At 47.0% G+C, this 26,621-nt stretch carries 25 protein-coding genes; 15 read left to right on the plus strand and 10 right to left on the minus strand.

The window, feature by feature from the left end; genetic code table 11:
* Positions 1-206: 206 nt before the first annotated feature.
* Entirely contained in the window at positions 207-857 is a 651-nt protein-coding gene (locus ABTQ23_RS00755; protein WP_408613708.1) for an L-fuculose-phosphate aldolase, read from the plus strand.
* A gap of 15 nt (positions 858-872) precedes the next feature.
* Here ABTQ23_RS00755 and ABTQ23_RS00760 read toward each other — a convergent pair whose 3' ends face one another.
* Positions 873-1,751: a DMT family transporter gene (locus ABTQ23_RS00760; RefSeq protein ID WP_408613709.1), complete on the minus strand. Its 879-nt coding sequence runs from the start codon at positions 1,749-1,751 to the stop codon at positions 873-875.
* Between the two features lie 281 nt (positions 1,752-2,032).
* On the opposite strand from ABTQ23_RS00760, the gene ABTQ23_RS00765 reads away from it, so the two are divergent.
* On the plus strand, positions 2,033-2,692 hold the full coding sequence (locus ABTQ23_RS00765; RefSeq protein WP_408613710.1) for a GNAT family N-acetyltransferase: 660 nt from the start codon (positions 2,033-2,035) through the stop codon (positions 2,690-2,692).
* On the opposite strand, the gene gppA is transcribed toward ABTQ23_RS00765, so the two are convergent.
* Positions 2,682-4,178: a guanosine-5'-triphosphate,3'-diphosphate diphosphatase gene (gene gppA / locus ABTQ23_RS00770; protein ID WP_408613711.1), complete on the minus strand. Its 1,497-nt coding sequence runs from the start codon at positions 4,176-4,178 to the stop codon at positions 2,682-2,684. The genes ABTQ23_RS00765 and gppA overlap by 11 nt on opposite strands.
* A 9-nt stretch (positions 4,179-4,187) precedes the next feature.
* The gene (gene rhlB, locus ABTQ23_RS00775; protein ID WP_408613712.1) at positions 4,188-5,507 is read right to left on the minus strand and encodes an ATP-dependent RNA helicase RhlB; all 1,320 of its coding nucleotides are present in this window, start codon (positions 5,505-5,507) and stop codon (positions 4,188-4,190) included.
* A 119-nt stretch (positions 5,508-5,626) separates the two neighbouring features.
* Here rhlB and trxA point away from each other — a divergent pair, with 119 nt between their 5' ends.
* From trxA to fre, 5 genes are all read left to right on the plus strand, one after another.
* Complete coding sequence (trxA, locus tag ABTQ23_RS00780) at positions 5,627-5,953, plus strand: thioredoxin TrxA (protein WP_408613713.1); 327 nt, start codon at positions 5,627-5,629, stop codon at positions 5,951-5,953.
* A gap of 246 nt (positions 5,954-6,199) precedes the next feature.
* Positions 6,200-7,459: a transcription termination factor Rho gene (rho, locus tag ABTQ23_RS00785; RefSeq protein ID WP_408613714.1), complete on the plus strand. Its 1,260-nt coding sequence runs from the start codon at positions 6,200-6,202 to the stop codon at positions 7,457-7,459.
* A 135-nt stretch (positions 7,460-7,594) separates the two neighbouring features.
* Complete coding sequence (locus tag ABTQ23_RS00790) at positions 7,595-8,488, plus strand: hypothetical protein (RefSeq protein ID WP_408613715.1); 894 nt, start codon at positions 7,595-7,597, stop codon at positions 8,486-8,488.
* A 9-nt stretch (positions 8,489-8,497) separates the two neighbouring features.
* Positions 8,498-9,964, plus strand: coding sequence for a 4-hydroxy-3-polyprenylbenzoate decarboxylase (gene ubiD / locus ABTQ23_RS00795; protein ID WP_408613716.1), 1,467 nt, complete (start codon positions 8,498-8,500; stop codon positions 9,962-9,964).
* A gap of 117 nt (positions 9,965-10,081) precedes the next feature.
* Positions 10,082-10,774 (plus strand): NAD(P)H-flavin reductase, encoded by a 693-nt coding sequence (gene fre / locus ABTQ23_RS00800; protein WP_408613717.1) that lies wholly within the window; start codon positions 10,082-10,084, stop codon positions 10,772-10,774.
* Here fre and ABTQ23_RS00805 read toward each other — a convergent pair whose 3' ends face one another.
* The 4 genes from ABTQ23_RS00805 to hemC are packed head-to-tail and all read right to left on the minus strand — an operon-like array spanning position 10,775 to position 14,686.
* A complete protein-coding gene (locus ABTQ23_RS00805) occupies positions 10,775-11,953 on the minus strand; it encodes a heme biosynthesis HemY N-terminal domain-containing protein (RefSeq protein ID WP_408613718.1) in 1,179 nt (392 codons plus the stop codon).
* Positions 11,950-13,029: a uroporphyrinogen-III C-methyltransferase gene (locus ABTQ23_RS00810; RefSeq protein ID WP_408613719.1), complete on the minus strand. Its 1,080-nt coding sequence runs from the start codon at positions 13,027-13,029 to the stop codon at positions 11,950-11,952. Before ABTQ23_RS00810 ends, ABTQ23_RS00805 begins: the two co-directional genes overlap by 4 nt.
* A 9-nt stretch (positions 13,030-13,038) precedes the next feature.
* Positions 13,039-13,767 (minus strand): uroporphyrinogen-III synthase, encoded by a 729-nt coding sequence (locus ABTQ23_RS00815; RefSeq protein WP_408613720.1) that lies wholly within the window; start codon positions 13,765-13,767, stop codon positions 13,039-13,041.
* Entirely contained in the window at positions 13,754-14,686 is a 933-nt protein-coding gene (hemC, locus tag ABTQ23_RS00820; RefSeq protein ID WP_408613721.1) for a hydroxymethylbilane synthase, read from the minus strand. Before hemC ends, ABTQ23_RS00815 begins: the two co-directional genes overlap by 14 nt.
* 349 nt (positions 14,687-15,035) lie before the next feature.
* Between hemC and ABTQ23_RS00825 the strand changes: the two genes are divergently transcribed.
* A complete protein-coding gene (locus ABTQ23_RS00825; protein WP_408613722.1) occupies positions 15,036-17,537 on the plus strand; it encodes a class I adenylate cyclase in 2,502 nt (833 codons plus the stop codon).
* 262 nt (positions 17,538-17,799) lie between these two features.
* On the opposite strand, the gene cyaY is transcribed toward ABTQ23_RS00825, so the two are convergent.
* The gene (cyaY, locus tag ABTQ23_RS00830; protein WP_408613723.1) at positions 17,800-18,114 is read right to left on the minus strand and encodes an iron donor protein CyaY; all 315 of its coding nucleotides are present in this window, start codon (positions 18,112-18,114) and stop codon (positions 17,800-17,802) included.
* Between the two features lie 73 nt (positions 18,115-18,187).
* Here cyaY and lptM point away from each other — a divergent pair, with 73 nt between their 5' ends.
* From lptM to uvrD, 7 genes are all read left to right on the plus strand, one after another.
* The gene (lptM, locus tag ABTQ23_RS00835) at positions 18,188-18,331 is read left to right on the plus strand and encodes an LPS translocon maturation chaperone LptM (RefSeq protein ID WP_408613724.1); all 144 of its coding nucleotides are present in this window, start codon (positions 18,188-18,190) and stop codon (positions 18,329-18,331) included.
* Between the two features lie 29 nt (positions 18,332-18,360).
* On the plus strand, positions 18,361-19,608 hold the full coding sequence (lysA, locus tag ABTQ23_RS00840; protein WP_408613725.1) for a diaminopimelate decarboxylase: 1,248 nt from the start codon (positions 18,361-18,363) through the stop codon (positions 19,606-19,608).
* Between the two features lie 9 nt (positions 19,609-19,617).
* Entirely contained in the window at positions 19,618-20,448 is an 831-nt protein-coding gene (gene dapF / locus ABTQ23_RS00845) for a diaminopimelate epimerase (RefSeq protein WP_408613726.1), read from the plus strand.
* On the plus strand, positions 20,445-21,143 hold the full coding sequence (locus ABTQ23_RS00850; RefSeq protein WP_408613727.1) for a DUF484 family protein: 699 nt from the start codon (positions 20,445-20,447) through the stop codon (positions 21,141-21,143). Before dapF ends, ABTQ23_RS00850 begins: the two co-directional genes overlap by 4 nt.
* Positions 21,133-22,041: a tyrosine recombinase XerC gene (gene xerC / locus ABTQ23_RS00855; RefSeq protein WP_408613728.1), complete on the plus strand. Its 909-nt coding sequence runs from the start codon at positions 21,133-21,135 to the stop codon at positions 22,039-22,041. The genes ABTQ23_RS00850 and xerC overlap by 11 nt, the downstream gene beginning before the upstream one ends.
* Positions 22,041-22,721: an HAD-IA family hydrolase gene (locus ABTQ23_RS00860; protein WP_408613730.1), complete on the plus strand. Its 681-nt coding sequence runs from the start codon at positions 22,041-22,043 to the stop codon at positions 22,719-22,721. Before xerC ends, ABTQ23_RS00860 begins: the two co-directional genes overlap by 1 nt.
* Positions 22,722-22,807: 86 nt before the next feature.
* On the plus strand, positions 22,808-24,979 hold the full coding sequence (gene uvrD, locus ABTQ23_RS00865; protein WP_408613731.1) for a DNA helicase II: 2,172 nt from the start codon (positions 22,808-22,810) through the stop codon (positions 24,977-24,979).
* Between the two features lie 8 nt (positions 24,980-24,987).
* On the opposite strand, the gene rarD is transcribed toward uvrD, so the two are convergent.
* Entirely contained in the window at positions 24,988-25,887 is a 900-nt protein-coding gene (rarD, locus tag ABTQ23_RS00870; protein WP_408613732.1) for an EamA family transporter RarD, read from the minus strand.
* An 88-nt stretch (positions 25,888-25,975) separates the two neighbouring features.
* Positions 25,976-26,590 (minus strand): hypothetical protein, encoded by a 615-nt coding sequence (locus ABTQ23_RS00875; RefSeq protein ID WP_408613733.1) that lies wholly within the window; start codon positions 26,588-26,590, stop codon positions 25,976-25,978.
* Between the last annotated feature and the right edge of the window lie 31 nt (positions 26,591-26,621).

Consider the following 26,621-nt stretch of genomic DNA (forward strand, 5'->3'; position numbering starts at 1 on the left):
CGGGCATTTAGGCTTTTTTTGACCGTTTCATGAGAAAATTATAAAAACAAAAACAGTTCCATTATATTTGGAAAAAATGATTTCTTGTGACTGGCTTTTTTTATGACAAATATCACGGAATAATATGGTATTGGCTCTGTTAAGCCTTGCTTCACTAATAATGGCCATTAGTTATAACTTATTGCTAAGTGAACAGAGGCTTACAAATGAACAATCGAACTATATTAGCGCAAGAAATAATAGATACCTGCTTAACAATGACCAAACTTGGACTCAATCAGGGAACGGCAGGGAACGTCAGTGCCCGTTATCAAGAAGGTTTTTTAATTACCCCTACCGGAATAGCTTATGAACAGCTGACTCCAGAGAGCATTGTTTATGTGGATGCTGATGGCCATCATGAGAGTGATAAATTGCCATCGAGTGAATGGCGCTTTCACCAAGTCGTTTATCAGCATCGCCCGGATGTCGCAGCGGTGGTACACAACCATGCGGTGAACTGTGCAGCCGTATCCATTTTAAACCGCGATATTCCTGCTATTCACTATATGATCGCATCAGCGGGTGGAAACACCATTCCATGTGTGCCGTACGCAACATTTGGTTCCAAACAGCTTTCGCAGAACATTGCGCAATACGTTGATAAACGCAAAGCGCTGTTATTGCAGCACCATGGTTTGCTTTGCTATGAGGTTAATTTAGCCAAAGCACTGTGGCTTGCTAATGAAATTGAAGTACTGGCCAATCTCTATCTGAAATTACTCAGTGTCACCGATGACGTGCCGATTCTGGATGACGAAGAGATTGCCACTGTGCTTGAAAAATTCACAACGTATGGATTGCGCATTGAAGAATAGCGATTCTGTGATGCGTTATAAAAGTAATCCGGTTCCAAGTACGACCAGTGCGGATGCGACCCAGGCACTGCGGGTTGGAGCTTGTTTAGTATAGATCCACAGCATCGGCAAGATCATAATTGGGGTGGTGGCTGAAAACAGTGCCACTAACCCAACATCGCCATGGCGTAGTGCATATAAAATTAATGTCATGCCCACCGCCATTGCTAAAAAGCCGTTGGCAAAGACATATCTAAAAATGGACCAATTCATGGGTTTGAGAGCTCGAGTTAGCTTCGGGGCGCGCCACCACAAAATCATATGTGAGACAAATGCTGAAGCCATTCGAATCATGGACGCTGCTATGGCATCGGTATTGGCGTGCATAGCAGGTTTTGCCAAAATTGAGCCAAAACTTTGGCCTAATGCTGAGACTAATCCTAATAAAATAGCCACGGCAAGTGGTCCGCGAATCGCCTCCCAGTGGTTGGATTGATTTTTACCAAACATAATCGCCAAAGCCACACCGATTAGTAATAACGTGGCGCCACCAAGTTGGGCGAGCGAAAGGGTTTCATTAAAAAATAAGATGCCTAAAATCGGTGAAAAAATCGCATTGCAGGTGAACAAGAGCTCCGCTCGGCGCGGACCCACTCGATTCATACAGGCAAACAATGCGGTGTCACCGATGAAAATCCCAATGATCCCGGAGCTAATCAGCCACATAAAATCCATGCCATGAATCGTATTGAGGCCATGCGTAAATAGACTCAATACAACCAAAATGGCAGTCACAATCGTCATTCGCCAACGGCTATAACTAAATGCCCCCAGATGGCGGGCCGGGGTGACAGAGATGAGGCTGGTTAATGCCCAAAGAGCCGCAGAAATAAGTGCGAGCCATTCATAGCCCATGAGAGATAAAGTCCTTAACAACCAATATGAAAGCGTGGATTTTTCCACGAATAAAGCACTCGATTTTATCACAAGATAAAGGGGCGCGGCGGTTGCGTTGAGTTTTTAGTTGTTAGGGGCTGCTGGTCCTTGATAGTTGAATTTTGTGTAACTTAAACGCATTTTGCACAAGGCGCTGTTTGCGTCTTTTTTTGAGTTAAGCAAGCTGCGCGCAATGTAGAGTAAATGTAGAGCCACTCACAGGGTTGGATTGTTTCTGACAAATTCACACTAAAGCTTCTATGCTTAAAAAGGTTCCGATAACAGCCATGGTGGTTGATAGCGATTGGAACACACAAGGGAGGACTTTTGTCTCTGATGCAATGCCCAATACCGGTTATGAGGAGTACGGTTCAATGAGTAGCTTAAGCCCAACATTTCGCATCGCTCGCCTAAGTGATTATGATGCGATTCGCCAGATCTACATTCAGGCATTTCAACGTCCCCAAGAAGCTAAATTTGTCGAAGCCATTCGCGCAGAGCAAAGCGAATTTTTATCGCTCATTGTTGAGGTAGATGGGGTCATCAGTGGCCATCTGCTGGCCAGTCCTATCTCGCTTGCTGGCGCTGAAGAATTATGCATGATGATTTTAGAGCCGATGGCTGTTATTCCTAAATATCAGGGCGATGGCATTGGCTCGGCGATGGTTAAAGTGGCATTTGAGCAGCTGCGTATGCGCAGTTATGATGCGCTAATTGTGATGGGACTGCCTGATTATTACCCTCGATTTGGGTTTGAGCCAATGGCCAAATTTGGTTGGCAGTATCCTTTTTCAATTGGTTGTACTGTTGCGCAGGTTGCATCTTTAAGAGATGACCCTTTGCCAGTTGGCCCGTCAATGTTGCAATTTAGCCCGCCGTTTACCCAGTTGTATGAGGCTGATTATTGCATCAAGCAATAAGCTCACTGATTTCTAGGGTAAGTTCAGAATCTGGCTGATTTTGTTGCTCAAGCTGCAATTCCGCACAGCGCAGTGGGTAATCATCCAGCCAACCTGGCGGCATATTCAGTGTCCAGTGGTCAAGATTATCCACTTGTTGGAGCAAGTTAATGCTTTGGCACTGGCGCTGAGAGCGGCGCATACTCAAAATAATCGCGATTCGCAATAACCGAGTTAGCATCAGCGCGCGAGCATAGGGAAGGGCGCGTTGCTGCTTTAGTGGCGCAAGTTGCCAATCACCTCGTTGATTAATCAATATCGCTGAGATCAAATGCTTTTGCTCCATACTGAAACCCGGCAAATCGCTATGATCAATAATATAAGCGGCATGTTCGGGGGCGCGCTTAAATTCAATATTAAGCCCAACTTCATGGAACATGGCTGAGTATCGCAGCATTTGCCGCTCGAGATGATCAAGTTCTGGCTTAATTTGAGTGGCCAGTTGCAACGCGTAGTCAGACACCAGTTGCGCGTGTTTGGCATCAATGCGGTGACGTTTAAGAAAGCTGTGTGCGGTTTGGGTTCGCACGCTTGAAGAACTTTGCTGGCTGAGCAGCCCATAGACGAGCCCTTCACGAAGGGCTCCGCCGGCTAAACTCATCTGTTTGATTTTAAGCTCTTCAAATAAGGCGATTAAAATCGCTAATCCACTAGGAAAAACAGGCGTTCGCTCGGCGCTTAAACCTTTGAGCTGTAGTTGCTCAAATTGTCCGCACTCAAGTACTTGTCCGCGCAGGCGATACAGCTTTTTCAGGGTCATTGGCTCGCCCAAATTTTGGGCTAACATGATTTCTTGAACCGCTTGAATCGTCCCTGAGGCGCCAATGCAGCTTTGCCAACCCAAGCGACGATAACTACTGAGATAAGGTGCTAAAACCGCCTTGGCCGCATCGATGGCTCGGTTAAACTGCTCCTTTTGGAGCGGCTCTGAGGATTTAAAGTGCCGGTTTAACCAAGTAACGCAGCCCATTTGCAGGCTATTGAGTAGTAACGCTCGATTTTTTTCGCCAATAATCAGCTCGGTACTGGCTCCGCCAATATCAATGACAAGGCGCTTGCCCCGGCCACTACTGGTGCAGGCAACCCCGCGATAGATAATTTGTGCTTCTTGATCGCCACTAATTACCTGAATCGGATGATGCAAAATTTGCTGCGCTTTCTCGATGAACTGCTCTCGATTAACCGCTTGGCGCAGTGTGGCGGTGGCGACAATTGCCACGTTTTGTGGCTCAATATCTTGGAGCTGTTCGGCAAATAAGCTCAAACATTGCCAGCCGCGCACCATTGCTGTTTCATCTAACTGATTATGTTCATCTAGTCCGGCAGCTAAACGGACTTTGCGTTTAATCTTTGCAACCGTCTGCACGGCACCATCGACTTGACGCACAATCAACATATGAAAACTGTTCGAACCTAAATCAATAGCAGCGTACAAGGGTGACGACACGTTTAACTCCTAAGCCGGTTTTGCCTGGCTACGGGAGCCATTATTGCTGCGACGCCGGTTGCGCGAGTTGCCTCGTCGTGAGCGATCGCCGCTTTTATTGCCACCGCTACGGTTATTATTGCGTGAGCGATGAATTCTTACCGGCGCTGGCAAGTCATCTAAAAGTGCTTCCGGATCGTACTGTGTCACTGGTATGGAGTGTTTGATGTACTCTTCGATAGCTGGCAGGTTAAACACATATTCTTCACACGCCAAACTAATTGCTTTACCAGTGTCGCCCGCGCGGCCTGTTCGCCCAATCCGATGGACATAATCTTCTGCGTCATCAGGTAAATCATAGTTGAATACAACTGTTACATGTGGAATGTGCAGCCCGCGTGCCGCGACATCCGTGGCAACTAAAATATCAATATTGCCTTGGGTAAACTGCTCTAAGATTTTGGAGCGTTTGCGCTGGGCGATATCCCCGGTGAGCATTCCAACCCGGTGACCATCGGCTTTTAAATTTGCCCAGATGTCTTCGCAGCGATGTTTGGTGTTAGCAAAAACAATTGCTTTATCCGGCCATTCTTCTTCGAGGATGGTTTGGAACAGTGCCATTTTTTCATTGTTCGAGGGATAAAATAGCTCTTCGGTGATCCGCTCGTTGGTCATATGTTCAGGTTCGATCACAATATGTTTCGGTTCATTCATGTGCTCAAACGCGAGTTCTTTGACCTTATAAGACAAGGTTGCCGAAAACAGCATGTTTAACCGCTCTTTCGGCGCGGTCATGCGACGCATTAAATAGCGAATATCTTTGATAAAGCCTAAATCGAACATGCGATCTGCTTCATCTAAAACTAAGGCCTGGATACCTTTGAGGTCAAACACGCCCTGTTTGTAATAATCGATCATTCGCCCGGTGGTCCCGATCAGAATATCGACCCCTGCATCGAGGACTTGTCGCTGGCTTTCATAGCCTTCACCGCCGTAGACTAACCCCATTTTTAGTCCGGTCTCTTTAGCCAGTACTTTGGCATCACGATGAATTTGAATGGCTAATTCCCGCGTTGGTGCCATGACCACCGCCCGAGGCTGATTGGTCTGACGCTGCGATGGTTCGGGAGTGACCAACAGGTGGTTAAATGTGGCAATTAAAAACGCTAGAGTCTTGCCTGTCCCGGTTTGCGCTTGACCGGCAATATCCTTTCCTTGCAGTAAAATCGGCAGACTTTCTGCCTGAATTGCGCTGCAATATTCGTAGCCTTGCTGCTCCAGTGCTTTAAGCACTTGCGGTTGGAGGTCCAGATTGGCAAATTTCTGGTCTGTTAAATGTTTTTTACTCATTCCTAAAGCATATCAGGTTAGGGTTGCAATAATAAGCAGGATCTATTCAAATAGAGCGACTATATTACGAAAAGTATCTTCACTTTTTGTGACCTACATATTGTAACCCGGAGTAACTAATGAGCGACAACATTGTTCATGTAACTGATTCAGGCTTTGAAGAAGATGTTCTCAACGCTAGTGGACCAGTCCTTGTAGATTTTTGGGCAGAATGGTGTGGTCCATGCAAAATGATTGCACCTATTCTCGAAGAAGTAGCAGAAGAATTCGCCGGTAAATTAACTGTTGCCAAGTTAAACATCGATGAAAATGCTGAAACAGCACCAAAATACGGGATTCGCGGCATTCCTACATTAATGATCTTCAAAGATCACAATGTTGCTGCGACCAAAGTTGGTGCCTTGTCTAAACAGCAATTAGTTGAATTTATTAACGAAAACATTTAATTTGGTTTATTAAAAATTACCATACCAAAGCAGACTCATTAAATGAGTCTGCTTTATTGATTAATTGTACTGGATTTTCCCTTGCAACAGTGCTAACTTATCTTACCGAAGTCTCTGTGCCGATCCAAAGGCCCATTCCATACTTCAGTCTGTAGCGAATCACTTATCATTACTTTTTGATTAAACGAAATCTGAAAATAAACACTGTTTAGGGTTTGATCCTAACCAATCAAGAAACTCACCATTATGAATCTAACTGAGCTGAAAAATACGCCAGTCCATGATCTTGTCTCGCTAGGCGAGCAGATGGGGCTGGAAAATCTTGCCCGACTACGTAAACAAGACATAATTTTTTCAATCCTGAAAGCCCACGCCAAAAGTGGCGAAGACATCTTTGGCAACGGTGTCTTAGAAATCCTTCAGGATGGATTTGGCTTCTTGCGTAGTGCAGACAGTTCCTACATGGCCGGACCTGATGATATTTATGTATCACCCAGTCAGATCCGCCGTTTTAACCTACGCACTGGTGATACCATCGCCGGAAAAATTCGTCCGCCTAAAGATGGCGAGCGCTATTTTGCGTTACTAAAAATTAATGAAGTGAACCATGACAAGCCGGAAAATTCTCGCAACAAAGTGTTGTTTGAGAACTTAACTCCGCTGCATGCAACCAAACGGCTACGGATGGAGCGCGGCAATGGTTCAACTGAAGATATTACCGCACGTGTTCTGGATTTAGCATCGCCTATCGGTAAAGGTCAGCGTGGCTTGATTGTTGCGCCACCTAAAGCTGGTAAAACCATGTTGCTGCAGAACATTGCGCAAAACATTGCATTTAACCACCCAGAGTGTGAATTGATGGTTCTGCTTATCGATGAACGTCCTGAAGAAGTAACTGAGATGCAGCGTTTGGTGAAAGGTGAAGTGATTGCTTCAACCTTTGATGAACCAGCCAACCGTCACGTACAAGTTGCTGAAATGGTGATTGAAAAAGCCAAGCGTCTGGTAGAACACAAAAAAGATGTGGTGATTCTGCTCGACTCTATCACTCGTTTAGCGCGTGCCTATAACACCGTTATTCCATCTTCCGGTAAAGTGCTCACCGGTGGTGTAGATGCCAATGCTCTGCATCGTCCTAAGCGCTTCTTCGGTGCTGCGCGTAATGTTGAAGAAGGCGGAAGCCTGACCATTATCGCTACTGCGCTGATTGATACCGGTTCGAAAATGGACGAAGTGATTTACGAAGAGTTCAAAGGTACTGGTAACATGGAGCTGCACTTAAGCCGTAAAATCGCTGAAAAACGTGTTTATCCTGCCATTGATATCAACCGCTCTGGGACTCGTCGCGAAGAGTTATTGACCACCGCTGATGAGCTGCAAAAAATGTGGATCCTGCGTAAAATCGTTCATCCAATGGATGAAATCGATGCGATGGAATTTCTCATCGATAAACTGGCAATGACCAAAACCAACGACGAATTTTTCGATGCAATGAAGAAAAAATAAGCGTTAAGTGTTGTCAAAAAGGCCGGCCATTGAGTCGGTCTTTTTATTGGCCAAAATTTAGATATCTTCGCTGCGTGAGTCATCATAGCTTGCCATGCTATGATAAGCTTTTAGCGATTAACGCAGCTTTTTCTCATGATACGACACCTGTTTTATATCGGATGTGCCTTTTTTCTGCTGATGTTATCGACTGTGGCATGGGGCAAAAAAACATTTGATGACAGCTTGCCACTGCTTAATGAAGCCAGCCAGGCTCTGGCCAATAACAATCTGTCTTGGTTGCAGTATCACATTCCCATTTTGCCAGCGAAAAAACGCGAGCCACTTTTGTATGTGTTGCTCAGCCAATATTATCAATTTGACCCTAAACCCTCACCAACGCTTGTTCCGTGGTTGCAATCCATTGCCAAAGAACGGCCAACTTTGAGTGAAACGACTTTGCTCGATGGCTATCAAGTGGTGCGTCCGCGCTATGATTACCCATCTCTGGCTCGCGCGATATTAGGCCATTGGCGCCTAGTCGAACGTCGTCAGCAGTATGCCAATGAGCTGCGTGAAGGCTCGTTACCTTGGCAGAAGATTTTTAGCCAAGATAACCCCGCACTTTTTTCTGAGCAGCAAAGTGTGGTGTACGCGCTCTCTCAGCTTGATGCCAAACAATTGCGCCGCAGCTGGCAAAAAATTACGGCTCATCAATATTATTTTCCAGATAACAGCGTTCTTAGTGCCATTGCTTATCATCTCAATGACGATAAGTTACTGGCACTATTATTTGCTCAGCCAGTGGATCAATACACGGTGGATACTCTGCACCAGATCGCTGCACATTATCGGCCTGAGCGGGCGCTAGCTATTTTTAAAAAACTTTTAGATAACAAACAGCTACTCTCTTATAGCTTTGATGCAATTGCGCTTTTGGCCAAACGTTATCCCAAGGCGCGCTTATACTTACTTCAGCAAAAAGAGAAAGGCCCATATAACCAAGAAGCGCTCAATGTACTGCGCCAGCATAAATTGATTCAGACTTAAGGGGAGAGAATGAAATACCGAGATCTACGTGAATTTATCGCTTTGCTTGAATCACGAGGCCTATTAAAGCGAATTCACCAAAGTGTTGACCCATATTTGGAAATGACTGAAATCTGCGACCGGACCCTTAAAAAAGAGGGGCCAGCATTATTGTTTGAGAATGTTAAAGGCCATGACATGCCAGTGCTGGGCAATTTATTTGGAACCGAAGAGCGGGTCGCCTTGGCAATGGGGCGCGATCATAGCAGTGAGCTGCGAGATATCGGCCAGTGGTTAGCTTATCTAAAAGAACCTGAACCGCCGCGCGGTTTGCAAGAGATCATGGAGAAGTTGCCGATTTTTAAGCAGGTTTTGAATATGCCGACCAAGACGCGACGTAAAGCGCCGTGTCAGGAGGTCATAATCACAGGCGATGATGTCGATTTGGACCAATTGCCGATTCAAACCTGCTGGCCAAAAGATGCTGCGCCATTAGTGACGTGGGGTTTAACGGTTACGAAAGGGCCATTTAAAAAGCGGCAAAATATCGGAATTTATCGCCAGCAAAAGCTGGCTAAAAATAAACTCATTATGCGCTGGTTATCGCATCGCGGTGGGGCGCTGGATTATCGAGAATGGCAAGAGGTAAACCCGGGCAAACCCTATCCGGTTGCTGTTGCTTTAGGCTGCGATCCTGCAACGACGCTGGCTGCGGTGACACCTGTTCCCGATTCACTCTCTGAATATGCCTTTGCTGGATTGCTGCGCGGCTCGCGTACCGAAGTGGTGAAATGTATCAGCAGCGACTTGCAGGTCCCAGCTACTGCTGAAATCGTCTTAGAAGGTTATTTGATGCCGGGCGAGGAGGCAATAGAAGGCCCTTACGGCGACCATACTGGCTACTATAATGAAACGGATACATTCCCGGTGTTTACGATAACCCATATTACCCATCGTAAAGACCCAATTTATCACACGACTTATACTGGCCGGCCACCGGATGAACCAGCGGTAATGGGCAAAGCTCTTAATGAAGTTTTTGTGCCAATTATCCAAAAGCAGTTTCCGGAAATCGTTGATTTTTATCTGCCACCTGAGGGCTGTTCGTATCGGTTGGCGGTGGTGACCATGAAGAAACAATATCCCGGTCATGCGAAGCGAGTCATGATGGGGGTTTGGTCGTTTTTACGCCAGTTTATGTATACTAAATTTGTCATCGTTTGTGATAGTGATGTGAACGCTCGTGATTGGAAAGATGTTATTTGGGCTATTACCACCCGGATGGATCCAGCCCGAGATACGGTGATGATGGAAAATACGCCGATCGATTATTTAGATTTCGCCTCTCCTGTGACAGGTTTGGGTTCTAAAATGGGGTTAGATGCAACCAATAAATGGCCCGGTGAAACCAATCGCGAATGGGGTGAAGCTATCGAGATGGATGCGGGTGTAAAACAGCGAGTCGATGAGATTTGGTCATCACTGGGCATTGATTAGTGAGCGGTGATCGGGTGTAATGCACTGAGAAGTTAAATTTTGTTAAAAGAACGTATGATATTGGTTAACAGAGTTAAGTATCTAGACCGGTCATACGATTAAACTGATGGAGTTTGCATGGAACGGATGAATTGCCAGGTTGAGTTGCTGAGTCCCATTTTAGATGATGTCTATGACGTTGTATTAAAACCTCAGCAAAGCTTTGACTATGTTGCTGGACAATATCTGCAGGTAGTAATGGCAAACGATGATAAGCGCCCGTTTACGATTGCAAATGCACCCGGTGAGCAACATCTGCAGTTACATATTGGTGCGGCCCCCGGGAATTTATACGCCGGTCAAGTGTTAGAGCGGATGCGCACCGAAGGCCAGATTGATATTGAGATGCCATTTGGTCGAGCGAGCATTGCGAAAGCACCTGAGCGAGATGTGTTGATCATGGTTGGTGGAACAGGGTTCTCATATGCCAAAGCGTTGGTTGAAGCGCTTAATCAGATCCCACATTCGGTGAATGTTTATCTGTATTGGGGCGGTCGTAATCTTGGTGGATTGTATTTATATGAGTTGGCTCAGCAATGGCACGATGCGGGGCAAGTGCAATTTGAACCGGTGATTGAACAGCCCATTGCGCAGTGGAAACATCATACCGGGCTTGTTCACGAAGCGGTTCTAAGTGATTTTGCATCACTTAAAGATGTCGATGTTTATGTCGCAGGGCGTTTTGAAATGGCTGCCGTCGCCCGGGATGCCTTTTTTGCCAAAGGACTGGTTGCCAGCCAGTTACATGGCGACGCATACGAATTTATTTAATTAGGCTTCGGCCGTGCGCAGCTGTAGCGCCTGCTGATACCAGCTCAGCGCTTGTTCGTTTTCATGGCGGGCAGCGCTGATATCTCCTAGTAGCTTGCAATTTCGAGCACTGGGAGAGATTGCCTGACTTTTCTTGAGCGCTTCGCTCGCTTGTTCAAATTGACCATCGAGAATATAAACCGCGCCTAATACAGTGAGCAGCGTTGCGTTGTTACTATCTGTTTTAGCCAGTGATTCAAGCTCTTTGCTGAATTGAGCGGCTTGATCTTTGGGAAGCCGTGGCAATATAGACAGGGCAATTGGATCTTTTTGTTTTACCTGTTTTTTTAGCATACTAACGATGAGGTCGGTGCGCTGTAATTTGAGCAAAGCAGGCAGTGCTGCGCGTGACAACCACGATTGCTGTTTTAGTTTGCGAGCAAGGCCATGCCAGTAGTTCTCTAATTCGCTCTCACCAGCATCTGCCAATTGCATAAATTTGCCGCGATAGCTAAATTCCCGCTCTTCTTGCCATCGCTGGGGCTGAAATTTACTCAATTGCTCTAATAATTCTAACTGTTTATCCCAATCCTGGTCCGCTTTGGCCAACTGATAATGGATTTGCAGCGCTGAAGGACGATGGCGTTGATTGCTCGGTAACTGCTCAAGGAGTTTGCGAGCCGCTTCAATATCGCCATTTTCTAGTTTCAGTTTGGCGCGAGCCAGCCAGACCGCATGGCGCGTCTGTGAATCCCCACTTTGTTTATCTGCTTTAGAGAGTAATTTGTCGCTTAAATTGACCTCCCCCTGACTTGCCGCTGCGCGAGCCGCCGACAGATAGTTCAGCGATGGTGAATCACTGCTTTTGGCCGATTTTGCTAATTGTTGATGGGCATTTTGATAATCGCCCTGGTACAGCGATAAAAGGCCTTCTTGCGTCTGTTTACGAGCGATCGCTTGTTTGCGATTTTTCATGCTGTAACGCAATCCGGGAAAGAGTCGCCAAGTTTGTTTAACTAAAGCGCTTAGTAATTGGGCAAGAATGTAAATGACAATCAGGGCGCTCAGCGCACCAACGACTGACATTTCAATAGTATAATGACCTAAGGCGATTAAAACATACCCTTGATGACCTTCAAGTAGCGGCCCGGCAATCATGCCAGCAGCGACCACCAAAAGTAGTAAGAACAGCCGAATCATTTGGCCTCCTCCCTGGACGAATTTTGCTGGCTAATTTGATCAACGGCCTTGTCGATAAGTTCCACACTATTTAGCTGACTAGGTTGTATAACGGCAACGGACTGTTTTTGCAACTGAGCAATGGCGTTCACTAAGTGATCCGCTGCTGGGTTGTGTGTAAAGTATTTGGACAGCCATTGACTGGCCTGAGTTAAACTCTGTTGATACAGTTTCGGTTGGCGGTTTCCTGCTGCCAGTGCCGCCTGCTCTAATTGTAGCTGCAAATTCTGTTTCAGGTACCAGGCTTTTTCTGGCGCTAACAATGGTTTGACATCCCCATCTCGGCGACGCACGGTCACAAACTGATGAATAAATGTATGCCAGCTATCAGCAAGCTGTGTTTTCCAGGTTGGCTTTGCTGTCGCGGGTGTTTTGTCATCGGTCGCTTTGGGTAGATTCACACGCGTGAGCGCCAGATGAGCAATTTGCTCGCGCAGGCTGTTTATCTGAATCATGATGCCTTCGACATCTACTTTAGGTAGCGAGTCCAACTGGTTGATGTCATCGGCCAATGACTGGCGAAGTGGAATATATTTAGGGTCGTGCAGCTGAGCAATGCCTTTATCAGCGCTTTTCAGCAGCGCAATCGCTGAGCCAATATCGCCTTCGAGCCAAGCTTTGCGCGCAGCCAGATGCACTAAATATTGAGACTCGTACAGTCGCCACTGGTTCAAATCGTGAATATTTAAGTTGGCCAACTGTTGTTTGAGCGCTTGGGTGGTGTTTTGCATTTGGCTTAGCACCACACGGCTTTGATTACTTTGTGTTTTCAGATCGCTTTGAGTCTGAGCCAATTGCGCGCGTAATTGCGCTGCTTGTTTAGCCGCATCGGTTTGAGTGGAACTTAACGTGCTTTGCAATTGGGCATTTTGCTCGCTCAACTGCGCAACTTGTTGCGTCACCCCATGAATCTGCTGCCAGCCATACCCAGCTATAGCAACCGATACGATAAGCGCAATACCTGCAAGAACCCATGGTCCTTTGGCGTGCTTAGGTTCCGGTTGCTCTACAACAGGTTGAGATGATTGATCGGACATAGAGGTTCCTTAAACAATAGATCTGAGAGTATCGATAAGCGCATCAACATGGGCCCCCCCACAGTTATACACATGGCGAAAAGGAAAATCGATCATTTGTATAATTCTTTTACTGGGGACAACCAAAGTACATTGACTCAGCCAATCTTGCATTGCGGCTAACTGAGCCTGTTTTACAAGTGTGGTGACCTGTAATGCACTGGTGCATACAATGAAGTTTATACCGGCAGTTTGCCAGTGGTGAAATTGTGCTGCTGTGATCGACTGAGGAATTTGCCGATAACAGCATAATTCAGAGACCGTAAAACCGAGTGCCGTGAGTTGCCCTGGCAGCCAGTTGCGCGATGTCTCGCCGCGCAAAATAAGAATGTTAGCTGCCGTGGGAGCAGTGTTTTTAAGCGTGGCTAACAGGCCTTCGCTATTGGCCTGTTCCGGGCAAGTTACCTTAAGATTTAGCGCCTGCCAGCTTCGAGCTGTTTTCTCGCCAATGGCGAAATACTGGCAATTGGGCCAGTGCCGCAGTGTTAAAAATTCAAAAACCCGAGGACTTTGGGCAATGATGACATCAAACTTTGCCAGATATTTCTCTAGCGCCGCACCTTCTAATGTTGGCATTGCTGCAAATGCCAAAAGTGGCGCGGCCTGCACATCAAAGCCAAGCGTTTGCAGCGTTTGGCAATCGACTGCACACGCCGGTTGGGGACGGGTCAATAACAGATGAACGTTAGATGGAGTCACCACTGAGTTCCTGTAATATCTGTTGAGCGCCTCGGCTTAAGAGATCTTCGGCCAGTTGCTGACCTAATTGCTCACAATTTTCTCTTGGGCCGCACACTTGTCCCGTAATCAGGGTTTTTCCATCGGGGCTGCCAACTAACCCTTTGAGGGTCAGCTGATTGTTTTCATCAAGCGTTGCATAGCCGCCGATAGGAACCTGACAACCACCGTTTAGGCGTGTATTCATGGCGCGCTCAGCTAGTACTCTATCGCGTGTGTCGGCATCAGATAACGGTGCAAGATACTGATGCAGACGAGTATCATCGCTGCGACATTCAATCCCCACGGCACCTTGTCCACAGGCTGGTAGAATTTGCTCATCATTTAGAACTCTAGCGATGCGATCGCTTAATTCAAGACGTTCGAGACCAGCACAAGCCAGGATGATGGCATCGTAATCGCCTGCATCTAATTTCCCAAGGCGAGTTCCGACATTACCGCGCAAGGTTTTAATCTCAAGATCTGGGCGTAATGCTTTGAGCTGACTTTGGCGACGTAAACTTGAGGTGCCCACAACAGCTCCTTTGGGCAGCTGTTCTAAAGAGCTAACGCTATGGCTGACTAGCGCATCAAATGGATTACCACGTTTGCAGATAGTGGTTAAGGCAAGCCCTTCTGGAAACGCCATTGGCACATCTTTCATGGAGTGAACGGCAATGTCGGCTCGGCCTTCTAACATGGCAACTTCTAACTCTTTGACAAACAGTCCTTTTCCGCCAATTTTGGCAAGAGGCGTATCGAGTAACTTATCGCCGCGCGTCGTAATCGGAACAAACTCGACCTGAAGATCATGATGATGGGCGAGCAGCGCGTCTTTGACATATTGGGCTTGCCAAAGGGCTAATGCGCTCTGACGCGTAGCAATTCGAATCGTAAACACGATGAATATCCTCTTTTCTTGAACGGGTCATGATAAAATACCGCAACGGGTATTATCGTATTTGCAGCCATAACAGCCTGTTAGGAGCTAAAGCTGCATTATGATAACATGCTTGGGGCAAAACATCTGTAATCAGGCGGCTGCTAAGCTATTGCATACGTGCTATTTATGCAGATATCCACAGAGTTTATGTGTAGAATTGATATCCATCATTTTAGTGGTGGTTTTTTCATCAGTTTTATTTACCACTATTAGATAAACTGTTAACATCGTCACACTGTGATTGTGATTCGTTTATTCTGTTACCGGGGTATCGACCGCGGTCATTTAAAAATCTTTAGGTCCAGTTTTGCAACAACGTATCGAAGAATATTTGGCTCGGGCCACTGAGTACAGTGACTGGCGACGAGCTTTTGCTATCCAAAGTATGAGTTCAAACGCTCGTCAGACATTTGAACTGATCCCCCTGTTGTTGCATTTTAACCATCCCTCTTTGCCTGGTTTTGTCGGTGATGAAACGCCCTGTGGCGTTAGTTTATTTCGCAGTAGTTCCCGTCATCAGGTCATGCTAAAAAACCATTTTGGCTGTAGCGCACAAGAGCCGCAAAAGCGCCAAATTTGGGGTTTATACAGCATGGGCAGCACCGCTTCGATGGGCCAATCCAGTGATAGCGACCTGGATATTTGGGTTTGTCATGGCAGTGACCTAAGCATTGCCCAACGCGCCCTTTTGCAGACCAAATGTAGTGCCATCAGTGAATGGGCGGCAGCGCGTCAGGTCGAGCTGAACTTTTTTTTAGTCGAAGAAAATCAGTTTAAATCGGGCGCTATTAGTGAATTGTCAGCCGATAATTGCGGCAGTGCTCAGCATCTATTATTGCTCGATGAATTTTATCGGACTTGTTTGCGCATCGCGGGTAAGCATTTGGTCTGGTATGCGGTGCCCGCTGATTTGCCAATCGCTTACGATGAGTTTGTCGCCGAGCAGCGCAATAACGGGATTTTTGATAACGAGCATTGGTTGGATTTAGGTGGGCTGGACAAAATTCCTGCCGAAGAATATTTTGGCTCCGCGCTATGGCAGCTTTATAAAGGGATTGATTCACCTTATAAAGCGGTGCTCAAACTGGTGTTAATGGAGTCCTATTCGGCTGATTATCCAAATACCCGTCTGTTGGCTTGTGAAACGAAATCGCGTTTTCAGCACAGTGATGTGTTCGATCACCGCATTGATGCCTATTTTATGATGTTGGAGCGGGTAACCGAATACCTGCAGCGCATCCATGATAACAAACGGCTCGATTTAGTCCGACGCTGTTTTTACTTAAAAAATAATGAGCGGTTCAGCTTACCGAACCTTTTAGGCCATCATGATTGGCCACGCCAGGTGATGAAACGGCTGGTGCGCGAGTGGAACTGGGATGATGACCGACTGCGTTATCTAAACTCTCGTCAGCGCTGGGGCGTGGTCGAGGTTAAAGCGGCTTATTCTGAGCTTTTAGATGCCTTAATGCTCAGTTATCGGAACCTGATTCATTTCGCCCGCTTAAATGATATTAGTGAGTCGATTAACGCCGAAGATATTGGTATTTTGTCGCGCAAACTGTATGCCGCGTTTGAAAGTTTGCCTGGCAAAGTGACCCAGATTAACCCACAAATCTCGCCAGCTCTGGCTGAGTCTGACCTTTCATTTGTGCAAGTTGTCAAAGGCAGTGCCAATGCCACTGGTTGGTATCTGTATCGCCAGCCTTTGCAAAGCCGCATGATGGTTGGTGAAAAAGTGCTGGAGCACTCATCTTATATCAGCAAATTAGTCGCTTGGGGATATTTTAACCAATTGCTGGTGAGCGATACGCGCTTGCATATCAAAGCCAAAGCAGGCGATCTGGATAAAAGTAAATTACAAGAATTTACCGAAGATTTACGCCATGCCTTCCCGGTTAGAGTTCCGCCTGCTTCGAATCTGGCATTGACTCGCCCTTGTGAAATCAATCACTTAGGTATTTTCCTAAATTTGGAATCTGACCCAACTGCGAATTGGGCTGGTAAAGTCATCGAATTTGATGCTGCTGAGCCGGATATTTTTGCCTTTGGTGAACCTGCTGAATGTTTAATTGGCTCGATTGACTTGGTGTATCGCAACTCTTGGCATGAAGTCAGAACGCTGCATTTTAGCTCTGAACAAGCGGTGACGGATTCGCTGGTGACAATTTTGAGTAAAATGCACCGCGATGCAAATCCACCAGAGCACATTGATGTGTTCTGTTACTCCAGCCATTTCCGCTCGGTAATTGTGACCAACTACCGTAAATTACTGGTTGAATGCATTAGTTATCGTTTAGCCGCTTCTGAGTCGCGCCGTAAAATTAAAACGTTGATTCTTGGTCAGCACAAATACGGACTGTTTTTTGAAGAACGTGGTGTGTCGGTGAAACCGCTGGATAACAGTATCGATTTTTATACCGAGCATTCAAGCAGCAAACTGGAACATATGCCGCTGCGTCTGGATGCCGGCAAAGCCGTGACTATTCCACCAATTGTGAACGCTCAGGCCAGTGAAGGGTTAGTGCAGTATTTCTTTGAACAGCTTGGCAGCGATTTGAATATCTATATTGTCGATGAGCAAAATCGCGTAGAAGTGTATCAGCAGTTTGATGGCTCAAAAGATGAGTTAGTGCAGGGGATCAATCGGTTTTATACCTCAAGTCGCGACCAGTTTGATAGCACGCCAGCGCCGATTGATTTTAATTTGCCGCAGTTCTATGACATCGTCGAGCAGGACGGCACTTTTGTTGTCCGTCCTTATCGAAGCCCCGTCTCACATGATCCGGCGCAACAAATTCAGGCATAGAGCCAGGGGCTGTTGACCTCTTGTGATTAGTTTTGCAGCAATCGGAGAGGAATTTAGGCAGATAAACGTTGTGCCGTGTAGGTCTGCACAAAAAAGTTTAACGCTGGATAAATTCCTCTCAGATACTGCCCTTCGGGTTCATTTAAACCCATCCTGAACTTTGTTGCACCCTGCTTGCTTAACTCATTAAGCGACACAGGATGCGCCGCGTTCAAAATGCGTTTAATTTGAACAAAATTCAACGACCAAAGATCAACAACCCCTAGTCAAGCGCTAGCTTCTCGCCGCTTTGTTTCTCGATAGCCGCCACGATAAAGTCATTGAGCTCGCCACCGCCACGATTATCCGTCCATTGGTTATCTTGATATTCAAAATGGTGACCATCAAATTTAGTGGCAACCCAGATCTGATGCAATGGTTCTTGCTTGTTAATGACGATATGAGAGCCGTTTTCAAAAAGCAGCTTTAATAGCCCGCCTTCGCCTTCATAATCAATTTCGCCATCATGATTATCCAGTGCCAGTTCCATGCGCTCGAAAAATTGATCGGCTAATTGGTGAAATTCACTGTCTGTCATGTTAGTTATCCTATTGCTTTTCTCGTCTTGGATGCGATGATAAAGGGATTTCTTACTGGATTAAACTCATATTATGGTAACTCGTATTATATTGATTGCCAGCTTATTGATAGGATTGGCTGGTTGTGGACAAAAAGGACCACTGTATTCACCGCATCCTTCGGCTAAGCCCAGTGCTGTGAGTCAAAATACGACTGCACAACCTGCAAACGAATAACTAGCACTCATTGCTAAAGAGGGATGACTTTGGATTACTTTAATTATCAGGATGGCATTCTGTGTGCCGAGCAAGTTTCTCTGGCAAAGCTTGCCAAAGAACATGGAACTCCGTTGTACGTTTATTCTCGCGCAACGATTGAGCGTCACTGGCAGGCATTTAATGTCGCCGCTGGAAAGCGCGAACATCTGATTTGTTATGCCGTCAAGGCTAACTCGAATCTAGGAGTTTTAAACCTTCTAGCACGCTTAGGGTCTGGGTTTGATATCGTCTCTGGCGGAGAATTAGCTCGGGTGATTGAAGCCGGTGGCGATCCAAGTAAAGTCGTGTTCTCTGGTGTTGGCAAAACTGCTGATGAAATTGGCCAAGCGCTGGATGCTGGAATTTTTTGCTTTAATGTTGAATCAGAGAGCGAACTAGAGCGCATTAGTGAAGTGGCAAGCGCTTGTGGTCAGTGTGCTCCAATTTCGCTGCGTATCAACCCTGATATTGACGCTAAAACTCACCCCTATATATCAACGGGTCTTAAAGAAAATAAATTCGGTATCGCTTATGAGCAGGCGTTGAGTGTTTATCAAAAAGCGGCCAGCTTGCCGGGAATTGAGATCCACGGGGTGGATTGTCATATCGGCTCACAGCTCATTGAGCTTGCGCCATTTATTGAAGCGGTGGATAAGCTGCTGGTCTTAATTGATAAGCTTGCCGAAGTTGGCATCACTATCGCGCATTTAGATGTCGGCGGTGGCTTGGGTGTGACCTATAATGATGAAGAGCCTCCAGCGCCATCCGATTATGCCAAAGTGCTGCATGAACGTCTGGGTTCTCGCAATATCACCTTATTGTTTGAACCGGGGCGGGCAATTATGGCCAATGCGGGCGTTTTGCTCACCAAAGTGGAGTATCTTAAATTAGGGCAAGATAAAAACTTTGCTCTGGTTGATGCGGCGATGAACGACTTGATCCGTCCGGCGCTCTACGGTGCTTGGCAAAAAATCGTGCCTGTTCAGCCTGACACTCAGGCACCAGAGCGTGAGTACGACGTGGTTGGCCCTGTTTGTGAAACGGGCGATTTTCTTGGTAAATCACGCAAGTTAGCGATTCACTCAGGCGATCTGCTAGCGGTGCGCTCTGCCGGAGCCTATGGTTTTGTGATGAGCTCAAATTATAATTCGCGCCCTAGAGCTGCTGAAATTTTAGTGGATGCTGATAAAGCCTATGTGGTTCGCCAAAGGGAAACTCGTCAAAGCCTGTGGGCGGGCGAACAACTACTGCCATAAGGAGGACTAATGCTGATTAATTTTTCCAAGATGCATGGTCTTGGTAACGATTTTATGGTGGTGGATAACGTCACCCAAAATGCTTTTTTCTCCAATGAAATGATTGCTCGCTTAGCGAACCGTAATTTTGGGGTGGGCTTTGATCAGTTGCTGATCGTGGAGCCGCCATATGACCCCGAGTTGGATTTTCACTACCGCATTTTTAACGCTGATGGCAGTGAAGTTGAGCAATGTGGTAATGGCGCCCGCTGCTTTGCAAGGTTTGTCCGCTTAAAAGGGCTAACCAACAAAAAACATATTGCAGTCAGTACGCGTAGCGGCAAAATTATGCTGCACATCGAAAATGATGATCGCGTGACCGTGAATATGGGCATTCCGATTTTAGAGCCGGGCAAAGTGCCATTTCGGGCCAATAAAGCGGAGAAAACCTATCTGCTGCGCGAAGCCGACCAAACCTTCTTTTGTGGCGTGGTGTCGATGGGCAACCCTCATTGTGTGGTTGAAGTGGATGACGTACAAAGCGCTGATGTGCAACATATTGGCCCGCTTTTGGAGAATCATGAACGTTTTCCGCAGCGTGCTAATATTGGTTTTATGCAGATTCTGAGTCAGGACCAGATTAAATTGCGTGTATTTGAGCGCGGCGTTGGTGAAACCTTAGCGTGTGGAACGGGGGCTTGTGCCGCCGCGGTGGTTGGTCAACTGCAAGGGAAATTGGGACGCAAGGTAGAAGTGGAGCTTCCCGGTGGCCGATTGCTGATCCAGTGGGATGGCGAAGGGCACAGCGTAAAAATGACCGGACCTGCCGAACATGTGTTTGATGGACAGATTAATCTATGAGTCGAGTCAATCTGGATCAATTACCACTTGATGATGAACTGGTTGCTGAATATTTGCAGCAAAATCCAGATTTTTTCACCCGTTTTGCATACCTAGTAGAGCAGCTTAAAATTCCGCATCAGCAACGTGGCAGCGTTTCGTTGGTTGAACTCTCACTGGAGAGAATGCGTGACAAAATCGCCTTATTGGAAACTGAAATTTCTGATCTATTAGCGGTGGCGAGCCACAATGAGCGGATTTTCCGAGTTTATGTTGATTTGTTGCCGCAGCTGTTGCGTTGTACGGATTTTATCTCGCTGCAAGATAAGCTGTGTCAGGCGATGGTCGAGCAGTTGGGGCTCAGTCAGCTTTCATTGCGTTTAAATAAAGCGCATTTGAGCCTAACCCAAGAGCTTGAGCCATTTAGCTTAAGCGCCGAGCAGCTAGAAAATTTCTGGATTACTCGGCTCTCTCACGAAGGGCATTACTTTGGTCGATTGAGCAAAGGCGAGTTAGGTTTACTGTTTGCCCGCCAAGAACAGGCGCAATCAGTTGCTATTATGCCGCTTGGTGAGCGCGCTCGGTTTGGTGTGTTAGCCGCTGCCAGCCGGGAAGCCGATCATTATGTTGCGGGTATGGACGGGCTGTTACTTGGTCAGCTGTGCGAAGTAATTGCGACGTTACTGCCGACTTTGGTTGGTTGTGATGCTCAGTGAATCGATGCAAAAACTGCTGGATAGATTTTTACGCTATATCGCCAGTGAACGCCGTTATAGCAACGCGACTTTGGATGGCTACCATCGCAGCCTAAACCAACAAGGCGCGATTTTGCAGCAGATGAATATCGATGACTGGACCAAGGTTAGTTTAAACGACCTGCGTCAGATGACGATGCGGATGAATCGACAGAGCTTAAGTGCCAGCTCGATAGCCAATAAACTTTCGGCATTGCGCAGTTTTTACCAATTTATGCTCGAACAGGGCATTATAGATGTCAATCCCGCTCGCTCTTTAAGTGCACCGAAACAGGCTAGGCCGCTGCCTAAAAACCTTGATGTTGATGCGCTCGAGCAGTTACTCAATATTGAAGATGATTCACCATTAGGGCTGCGCGATCACGCAATTATGGAGCTGTTTTATGCGTCCGGGCTGCGTTTAGCTGAGTTAGTCGGGCTAAATATTGCTGATGTAGATTTAAAATCTCGCCAATTGTTGGTACTAGGTAAAGGCCGTAAACAGCGCTTGGTGCCTTTTGGTTCAAAAGCACTAGAAGCGCTTGAAAAGTGGCTCAAGGTTCGCGGTCAGATGTGTCACGTGGGTGAAAAAGCGCTTTTTGTTAGCATGCGCCAGCAGCGTATGACCACGCGCGCTGTGCAGCAACGTTTAAATGTTTGGGCAAAGCGCCAGCATATCGGTAACCACGTTCATCCGCACAAATTACGCCACTCATTTGCAACTCATATGCTCGAAGGCAGCGGCGATCTGCGCGTAGTGCAGGAGCTTCTGGGCCATGCCAACCTCTCGACAACCCAGATTTATACGCATTTGGACTTTCAGCATCTGGCGAAAGTTTACGATGCCGCCCACCCTCGAGCCAAGCGGAGTAAATCTTAATGTTATTTTTTCGCAGTTGGCATAAGCCGAGCGCGCTGAGTTTTGATTTAGACGACACCCTCTATGATAACCACCCGAATATTCACGGTGCCAATCAGTGGATGGCCGATACGCTGGCTGATGAGATTGGTCGGCGCATCGATTGGTCTGGCTATAAAAGCCGGGTGTTATCGATTCAACCCGAATTGATCCATGATGTCACCGAATGTCGGCGGGCATGGCTGGCGCTAGGGTTAAAAGAGCAGGGGATTAGCGGCTATCAAAATCGAGCGGACGATTTGATGCAAGAGTTTGTGGCGGTGCGCTCTGACTTTACTGTCCCCAAGCAAAGCCATGCAATTTTAGCCGAGCTGGCCGAGAAAATACCGCTGGTGGCGATGACCAATGGCAACGTTGATATTGAGCGCATTGGGATTCGGGATTATTTCAGCCATGTTTATTACGCCGGCGGCCCCTATCGGCAAAAGCCTTGGCCCGACCTGTTTGCGGCTGCAAGCAAGGCACTGGCTCTGCCTGCTCACTCAATTGCTCATATTGGCGACGATGCGCTGACGGATGTTTATGGCGCGCTCGTTAATGGCTACCAAGCGATTTGGTTTAATGACCAAGACGCGCCACAGCCACTATTGCTTCCTCATCTGATGATCAATCAATTAAGTGAACTGCTCAATCTGCTTTGAGCATTGCGGTTTCATGCTCGCTGCATTGAGCGCGCTAAGTTGATATACTGTTTATTCATACATGTTTTAAAGTTCGATAGGCTCCCATGGATATCTCGTTATTACTCGATGGCTTAAATCAAAAACAACGTGAGGCAGTCGCTGCGCCGGCGCAAAATATGCTGGTATTGGCAGGAGCTGGTAGCGGTAAAACACGGGTTTTAGTGCATCGAATTGCCTATTTGTTACAGGTTGAAGGGGTTTCTCCCTATGAACTGATGGCGGTGACCTTTACTAACAAAGCTGCCGCTGAGATGCGCCATCGAGTGGCAGATCTCGTTGGAGCTCGCTATCAGGGCATTTGGCTGGGAACATTCCATGGTTTAGCCCATCGACTGCTGCGCGCCCATTATCGTGATGCAAAATTACCTGAAGATTTTCAGATTTTAGACTCTGATGATCAATATCGTTTGGTTAAGCGCATCATTCGGGGCATGAATCTGGATGAAAAACAGTGGCCACCGAAGCAGGCTATGTGGTTTATCAACGGCCAGAAAGATGAAGGGCTGCGCCCTGAGCATATTGATTGGAGCTCCAACCCCATTGAGCGCCAGCTGGTGGATATCTATCGCACTTATCAAGATGCGTGTGAACGAGCGGGCTTGGTTGATTTTGCCGAGCTGCTACTGCGCGCATTGGAGCTATTGCGTAATAACAAAGCCATTTTAGAGCATTACCAAAACCGCTTTAGACATATTCTGGTGGACGAGTTTCAAGATACCAACGCCATTCAATACGCCTGGCTGAGATTGCTGGCGGGCAACCGTTCTAAAGTGATGATCGTTGGTGATGATGACCAGTCGATCTATGGGTGGCGCGGCGCAAAAGTAGAGAACATTCAGAACTTTCGTGATGATTTTAGCGATGTCGATGTGATTCGACTGGAGCAAAATTACCGTAGTAGTGCAACGATTTTGCGTTCAGCAAACGAGTTGATTGCCCATAATCAGGGGCGGCTCGGTAAAAATCTCTGGACCGAAGGCGCCGATGGTGACCCTATTTCGGTGTATGCTGCATTTAATGAAGTTGATGAAGCGCGCTTTGTCGTCGCTAAAATTCGCCACCACATCAATAATGGGGCAGCTCTTAGTGAGTGCGCTATTTTATATCGCAATAACGCCCAGTCGCGGGTGCTTGAAGAAGCATTAATGCAAGAGCAACTGGCTTATCGCATCTATGGTGGCGTGCGATTTTTCGAGCGTCAGGAAATTAAAGACGCTCTGGCTTATCTGCGACTGATTAACAATCGCCATGACGATGCTTCATTTGAGCGAGTGGTGAATACGCCAACCCGAGGCGTTGGTCAACGCACGCTTGAGCTGCTGCGCCAAGTTGCTCGCGAGCGCCGAGTAAGCATGTGGAGTGGCGCCGCCCAAGCGGTGAGTGAAAAATTATTAACGAGCCGCGCAGCTAACTCACTCAAAGGATTTATTCAGCTTGTCGATAATCTAGCGGCGCAAACCGAGCAGATGGATTTGACTGAGCAGAGTGATTATGTCATTCGCAATAGCGGCTTGCTGGCGATGTACCAGAGTGAAAAAGGCGAGAAAGCTGAGGCGCGCGTCGAGAACTTACAAGAGCTCGTTACTGCGACCCGTCAATTTATTCCTGATGCAAATAGCGAAGAGCTCTCACCACTGGTAGCATTTTTATCTCACGCAGCGCTTGAAGCGGGTGATAATCAGGCTGAAGCCGATGAAAGTGCGGTGCAATTAATGACACTGCATAGCGCTAAAGGGCTGGAGTTTCCGATTGTCTTTTTAGTGGGAATGGAAGAGGGAATGTTCCCCTCTCAGCAGTCGGCTGAAGAAGCGGGACGCCTTGAAGAGGAGCGTCGCCTTGCTTATGTTGGTATGACTCGAGCGATGCGCAAACTCTATCTGTGCCATGCCGAAAGCCGCCGCTTATATGGTAAAGAGTCCTTTCATAGTCGTTCTCGATTTATTCGAGAATTACCGCAAGATTGCTTAGAAGAAATTCGCCTTTCCACGCAAGTAAGCCAACCTATGGGCGGTGGACGGTTTTCTGATAGCGCCGCGGCCGCTTCATTTGATAGCACTGGGTTATCGCTTGGACAGCGAGTTGTGCATCCGAAATTTGGTGAAGGGGTGATTTTGCAATATGAAGGCAGTGGTGCCCAAAGCCGAGTCCAGGTACAGTTTGACGATGCTGGAAGCAAATGGCTGGTGGTTGCTTTTGCAAGGCTCCAGCCACTTTAAATCATTTTTTAGGGGGCGCTGACCTGTCGGCGCCGCTCTAATGCTGCATCAAGCACAAAGATAACCAGCGCAATCCAGATAAAACCAAAGGTGATGAGTTTATCCATTGAAAGCGCTTCGCCATAGCCAATGACCGCCAGCAAAAACATTAACGTTGGCCCGATGTATTGGAAAAATCCAACGGTCGATAACCGCAGGCGCGTCGCGGCTCCAGCAAAAAAGAGCAATGGAATGGTAGTGATGATGCCTGCGCTGACCAGTAACAGATTAAGTGACAAGGTATTATTGAATAGGTTTTTGCTCGCCGAGTTATCAAAGCCAATTAAATAAATCAGTGCAATAGGCAATAAAATAGCCGTCTCAATACACAAGCCGCTTAAGGCAGCGAGTTTCACCTGTTTGCGCAATAACCCATAAAAGCTAAAGGTGAAGGCCAAGACAATGGCTATCCAGGGCAAAGAGCCAAATTTAGCAATCTCAATAATGACTCCTAATGCCGCTAACATAACGGCAAGCCATTGCAGGCGACGAAACCGCTCTTGTAAAAAAAGCATCCCCACGACCACGTTTACCAGCGGATTAATGAAATAACCAAGGCTAGCATCCAGCAGATGATCATTATTAATGGCCCAGATATAGATGAGCCAGTTCGCACCGATGAGCAGCGCCGTACATAACAAAACCAGTAACTGACGTGGATTTTTAAGCACCCGATGCACTTGCGACCAGCCTTTGGTTGCAAAAAGCAATATGGCAATAAAGACACAAGACCAGATGATTCGGTGGGAGAGGATCTCAAAGGCATTAATAGCGCTGAGCTGTTTAAAGTAAATTGGCGCAATGCTCCAAATGATATAAGCGCCCAAAGCATAGAGAACGCCTTGGCGGGTTTGTGTATATTGCTGCATAGTGTTGGCGTGTTAGAAATCCATTAGAAAAGCGCCCATAAGCTAGCAGGAAAACACTATGTCAGCAATAACTAAACCGACGGGCCCTTTAGCAATACACTTGAGAGCTTAATTGGTTCGCTGGTCGTGATTCCCAAAGTGGTTTGAGTTGTGGGTAATGGCTGCCAAGCTCACACAAAAAGTTATTAAAGGCGACGAAATACTCATCGCCTGCGCTAAGCAGTAATTTGCGCAGATGTTCAAGCAAACCCGCTAACATTCGGCTTACCGGTGGCGTATCAAGAATCTGCCAAGCTTGTAGGCAAACCAAACCTGGGATGAGCTCGTTACAATAGCGCTGAACAAATTGCTCAGGCCATGGTTCTCTGACCACCTGAGTGACTTCCAGATAGCGACACAAAGGATCGCGCAATGACATATACTGCACATGACAGCGATCCCTAGCTGCAAGTGCACTGGGACGGATAAATTCTAGACGGCAGGGCTGGCCCGCCTGATTGGCAAAGAGCCCTTGATGTTGGCAGGTAATTCGCCGATATTCTGGCAATAAATCATCTTCTGCGTAGCTGTGGCACTCCTGCTCTAACCAAGTTCTCAAGGCTTGATTATGTGGTAGTCTATCGAGCTGTTCTTCACTATAGGCTAATAACTCCCGAATATATGCGTCAATCTGATTACGCGCATTGGTCTGACTGATTGTCATAACGACCTCCCGGAATTTTCTTAAAGAGCAG

This window comes from Celerinatantimonas sediminis (assembly GCF_046054195.1).
Classification (GTDB): domain Bacteria; phylum Pseudomonadota; class Gammaproteobacteria; order Enterobacterales; family Celerinatantimonadaceae; genus Celerinatantimonas.